The 5,058-nt window shown below is 78.2% G+C and carries 4 protein-coding genes; 3 read left to right on the plus strand and 1 reads right to left on the minus strand.

What is annotated here, in order from left to right:
- Positions 1–107: 107 nt before the first annotated feature.
- Positions 108–998 carry a hypothetical protein gene (locus AC3WT4_RS19825; protein ID WP_167405767.1) on the plus strand — a complete coding sequence of 297 codons (891 nt, stop codon included), beginning with the start codon at positions 108–110 and terminating at the stop codon, positions 996–998.
- A gap of 148 nt (positions 999–1,146) precedes the next feature.
- On the opposite strand, the gene AC3WT4_RS19830 is transcribed toward AC3WT4_RS19825, so the two are convergent.
- Positions 1,147–1,845 carry a GNAT family N-acetyltransferase gene (locus AC3WT4_RS19830; protein WP_492316299.1) on the minus strand — a complete coding sequence of 233 codons (699 nt, stop codon included), beginning with the start codon at positions 1,843–1,845 and terminating at the stop codon, positions 1,147–1,149.
- Between the two features lie 163 nt (positions 1,846–2,008).
- Between AC3WT4_RS19830 and AC3WT4_RS19835 the strand changes: the two genes are divergently transcribed.
- Together AC3WT4_RS19835 and AC3WT4_RS19840 are read left to right on the plus strand one after the other, a co-directional pair.
- Positions 2,009–2,809 carry a LamB/YcsF family protein gene (locus AC3WT4_RS19835; protein WP_074807393.1) on the plus strand — a complete coding sequence of 267 codons (801 nt, stop codon included), beginning with the start codon at positions 2,009–2,011 and terminating at the stop codon, positions 2,807–2,809.
- Entirely contained in the window at positions 2,806–4,599 is a 1,794-nt protein-coding gene (locus AC3WT4_RS19840) for a 5-oxoprolinase subunit B/C family protein (RefSeq protein WP_492316300.1), read from the plus strand. The genes AC3WT4_RS19835 and AC3WT4_RS19840 overlap by 4 nt, the downstream gene beginning before the upstream one ends.
- The last annotated feature ends 459 nt before the right edge of the window (positions 4,600–5,058 follow it).

Raw genomic sequence — 5,058 nt, forward strand, 5'->3', positions numbered from 1 at the left:
CCCCCCCCCCCCCCCCCCCCCCCCCCCCCCCCCCCCCCCCCCCCCCCCCCCCCCCCCCCCCCCCCCCCCCCCCACCCGGCGGGACGACCACAGGACAGGAGCGACAGGTGGCACAGCGCACCTCGGCACGGACGCCGACGACCCGGACCCCGGCGGGAGGAGCCCGGAAGGGTTCCGGCCGCACCGACGGCCCGACGACGCCCGCACGCTCCCGCCCTGCCGACCGGGGCGGTGCCGGCCGCCCCGAACCCCGGCCACCGGCGCGCGTCCGCGCGCGCCGGTGGTTCGTGGGCCTCGACCCCTGGCGCCGCGTCCTGCTCGTCGTCGGCGCGCTCGCGCTCGTGGCCGTCGTGGTCGCGGCGGTCGTCGCGCTCACGCGCGGCGGCGCGGCACCGGACGAGGAGGGCTTCGCCGTCGACCCGGCGCGCGTCGCGGAGCTCGAGGCGGCCGAGGAGGCGCGCGACGCCGAGAACCTCGTCGCCTCGATCGACCACGCCCGGTACCTCCAGACCGAGCTCGTCCCCGTCCTGCACGGCCTCCACGCGGTGCTCCCCGTCGACGGGTCGAGCGCCGTCCCCGCGGACCCGGCGGACGTCACCGCGTGGCGCGCGACCGTCGACGGCCTCGTCGCCGAGACGGAGTCGCTCGCGAGCGGCTCCTCCGAGCACAACATCGTCCGCAACGGGATGCTCACGTCGCTCGAGCTCGTCGGGGACGCGCTCGACGCCGTCGGGCTCGCCGCGAGCGCCGACCCCGCCGCGGCCCCGGACCTGTACGCCCTCGCGGGCGACCTGCGCACGCGCGCCGTCGAGACGTGGGGGCTCGCCGCCGTCCAGCTCGACCTGCGCTCGACCGCCGGCGGCCAGGGCCACGTCCACGTCTTCCTGCCCGTCCACCCCGACGACTCGCTCGACGGCGGCCTCGGCCTCGGCCACGCGGGCGGCGACGAGGGCGGCCACGAAAGCGGCGCCGACGGCGAGGACGCGCACGACCACTGAGGCACCGCCGACCGGTCGACGACCGGTCGACCGACGACCGACCACCGACCGACCACCGAGCAGCCGCGGCCCGCACGGGCCGCCCACCGACCTCCCGGTCGGGCGCCCTCCGGGGTGCAGGCCGAGCCCGACCGGGACCTCCCGTCCGTCAGCGGCGGGGCAGGGCCATGACGACGTCCGCATGGGTCTCCCCGCCGACGACGTACGTCCGGCCCCCCACCACGGCGAACCCGTGCTTGCGGTAGAAGGCCTGGGCGCGCGCGTTGTGGCCGTTCGTGCCGAGCCAGAGGGGGAGCCCGGGCCCCAGCAGCGCCGCAGCCCGCGTCGTCGCGGTCATGAGCACGCTCGCGACGCCCGTGCCCTGCGCGGCGGGGTGCACGTAGATCTTCGACAGCTCCACCGCCTCGCCCGGTCCGACGGCGGCCGCCACGTCCGGGTCGTCGGGGACGCCTCGCGCCAGGAGCGCGTACCCGAGCGGACCGGTCGCGGCCACGGACGACCCGACGTCCGACCCGGCGCCTGACCCGGCGCCCGACGCGGTGCCCGCCGAAGCGCCCGCCGAAGCGCCTGCCGACGTGCTTGCCGAGGTGCCTGCCGACGCGCCCGCCGACGTGCCGGGCGACGCAACCGTCTCGACGAGCAGCAGCGCGTGCGCGGCGCTCGCGGCCCACGCGCGGAACCGGTCGGGCGAGAGCTGCGTCGCGACGTGCTCGGCGATCGCGTCGGGCGACGTGCCCGGCGGGCACGCGAGCGGGAACGTGAGCGCGGCCAGGTCCGCGAGGGCGACGGCGTCGGCGGTCGTCGCGCGGCGCACGGCCGTCGTGGCGGTGGTGGTGTCGTCCGGCATGCCAGGAAATCTACGCCCGTGGCCTCCGCCCGCGGCGCGGCCGGCCCCGCGGCAGCCCTGCGGCGGGACGTCGCGGTAAGGACCTTGCGGTGGCACCGCGGTGCTCGTGCGACGGTCCTCGCCGTCGGGCCCGCCGGGCGCGCGTCCCGGGCATGATGGACGCGTGACGCGCATCGACCTCAACGCCGACCTCGGCGAGGGCTTCGGCCGCTGGACCCTCGGCGACGACCAGGCCCTGCTCGGCCTCGTGACCAGCGCCAACGTCGCGTGCGGCTTCCACGCGGGCGACGCGACGACCATGCGGACCGTGACGCGGGACGCCGCCGCGCGCGGGGTGCGGGTGGGCGCGCACGTGAGCTACCGGGACCGGGCGGGCTTCGGACGACGGTTCATGGACGTGGACCCCGGCGAGCTCGCCGACGAGGTGCTCTACCAGCTCGCCGCCCTCGACGGGTTCGCCCGGCTCGCGGGGGACCGCGTGCGCTACGTCAAGCCGCACGGCGCGCTCTACAACGCGATCGTCCACCACGAGGCGCAGGCCCGGGCCGTCGTCGACGCGGTGCGCGCCTACGACCCCACGCTGCCCGTCGTCGGGCTCCCCGGCTCGGCGGTGCTGCGGCTCGCGGACGCCGCGGGCCAGCCCACGGTCCGCGAGGCCTTCGCCGACCGCGGCTACCTCCCCACGGGCGAGCTCGTCCCGCGTGGCCGGCCGGGCGCCGTCGTGCACGACGGCGACGAGGTCGCCCGTCGCGTCGTCCGGCTCGTGACGACCGGCACGGTCGAGGCTGCGGACGGCACGTCGCTGCGCGTCGAGGCGGACTCGGTGTGCGTGCACTCGGACACGCCCGGGGCCGTCGGGCTCCTCGGGGCGCTGCGGACCGCGCTCCAGGAGGCCGGGGTCGTGGTCCGGCCGTTCGTCGACACCGCGCACGGCGGGTCGGCGGGCGCGGACGCCGTGCCGTGACCGCCGGAGGGTCGCCCGCTCCCGGGCCGCCGGTCCGCGAGAACGCCGTCGTCGGCCACGCCGCCCTCGACGCCACGGACGGCATCGACGGCATCGACGGCGGGGTGACGGTGCACGCGTTCGGCGAGGCCGCGCTGCTCGCCGACCTGCCCGACCTCGCCGCCGTGCGCGCCCTGCACCAGGCCCTGGGCGACGCGCCGCCCGGCGTGGTCGACGTCGTCCCGGCCGCCCGCACGGTGCTCGTGCGCTGCGCGACGCCCGCGGACGTCCCCGCCGCCCGGGCCTGGCTGCGCGCGGCCACGCGACGGGCGTCGACGACCGGCACGACCGCCCGCGCCGGGGAGGTCGTCGAGATCCCGGTGCGCTACGACGGACCCGACCTGGACGACGTCGCCCGCTGGGCGGGCCTGAGCGTCGAGGAGGTCGTCGCGCGGCACCACGGCCGCGAGTACGAGGCCGCGTTCGGCGGGTTCGCGCCCGGCTTCACCTACCTCTCCGGGGTCGATCCCGCGATCGCCGCCCCGCGCCTGGCGACCCCGCGCACCCGCGTCCCCGCCGGCTCGGTGGCGCTCGCGGGCGGTCTCACCGCCGTCTACCCGGGGGAGTCCCCGGGCGGTTGGCGGCTCCTCGGCCGCACCGACGCGCGGATGTTCGACGTCGACCGCGACCCGCCCGCGCTCGTCGCCCCCGGCGCGCGGGTACGGTTCGTGCCGGTCCGCGCGGCCGTGGTCGTGGGCAGCGGTGCGGCCGTCGCCCGGGACGGCGGGGCGTCGCACCCGCTCCACGTGAGCGCGGTGGGCGCGGACGGGCCGCACCCCGACGGGCGGGACGCGGAGGAACCGGGCGCAGCCGGGCCCGACGCGGAGGACGCGCAGGACGGGGCCACCACCCCCTCGCCGCCGTCCCCGCGCGCCCTGGAGGTGCTCGCGACGGGCCCCCTCGCACTCGTCGAGGACGCCGGACGCCCGGGGCTCGCCGCGGTCGGCGTCGGGCCGTCGGGAGCGGCCGACCGCGCGTCGTACGCGCTCGCGAACCGGCTCGTGGGGAACATGGACGGAGCGGCGGCGATCGAGGTCACCCTCGGTGGTCTCGCCGTGCGGTTCGCCGGCGGGGCGGTCGTCGCGCTCGCGGGGGCGGCGGTCTCCGCGAGCGTGGACGGGAGCCCGGTCGGCATGCACGCGGCCGTCCGGGTGCCCGACGGCGCGGTCCTCCGCCTCGGCCTGGCGACGCACGGGCTCCGGACCTACGTCGCGGTGCGGGGCGGCCTCCTGCCGCCTGCCGTCCTCGGGTCGCGCTCGCGGGACGTGCTGGCACGGCTCGGACCGGAACCCCTGCAGCCGGGCGACGTCGTCGGGGTGGGGGACGCGCCGTCGGGCACGTGGCCGTGGGGAGACGTGGCCCCCGTGCGGTTCCCGCCCGGCGAGCCCCGCCCCGGCGAGGGGGCGGGTGCGATCCTGGAGGTGCTGCCCGGGCCCCGGGCCGACTGGTTCCTCCCCGGCGCGGGGCACGCGCTGCGTGCGCTGCGGACCGTGACGCCGGACAGCGACCGCGTGGCGCTGCGACTCGACGGGCAGGCGGTGCCCCGCCGCCCCGGGGAGCTCGCGTCCGAGGGGCTCGTGCGCGGCGCGGTCCAGATCCCGCCCGACGGCCGTCCCGTCGTCTTCCTCGCGGACCGTCCCGTCACCGGCGGGTACCCCGTCATCGGGGTGCTCCGGGAGCGGGACGTCGACCGCGCAGCGCAGCTCCGACCGGGGGACCGGGTCCTCCTGCGCCTCGCGACGAGCGGCTGAGCCCGGGGCGCCGGGCGGGGGAGGCGCGGGGGAGCGAGACGACGACGGCCCGGCGACCCTGCACAGCGAGGTGACGCCCGAGGGAGCGATGCCTGGTGGCACCGGATACGGCGCCGAGCCACGGGCGATGACCCCGTGTGGGCCGGGTCACCGGAGGGCGGCTTGACCTCGTCGCGCGGGGCCGCGTAATGTTCTGGATGTCGGCCCGACAGGGAGGAACAGACACCGCCTCGAACGATCGAGGGTGGCTGGTCCCGGGGTCGAAACCCTTCCACCGCATGGCGTAGAGTGTTCTCTGCCCGCGACGAGGAAGACCACGGTGACTGGACCACGGCGAACAGCCGGGGTTGAGGAGCCGGGGAAGACCTGGTAAGGTTGAAGGGTTGCCCCAAGCGAGGTTCTGCCCGGTCGGGTGGTGCTGAGTTGGTGTGTGTCGGTTGTTTGAGAACTCAACAGTGT

Source organism: Cellulosimicrobium sp. EB106-03-01-XG111 (genome assembly GCF_058792115.1).

Excerpts from the sequence above, each read along its gene's own strand:
- AC3WT4_RS19830 (WP_492316299.1), bottom strand. The coding sequence starts at position 1,845 with ATGCCGGACGACACCACCACCGCCACGACGGCCGTGCGCCGCGCGACG.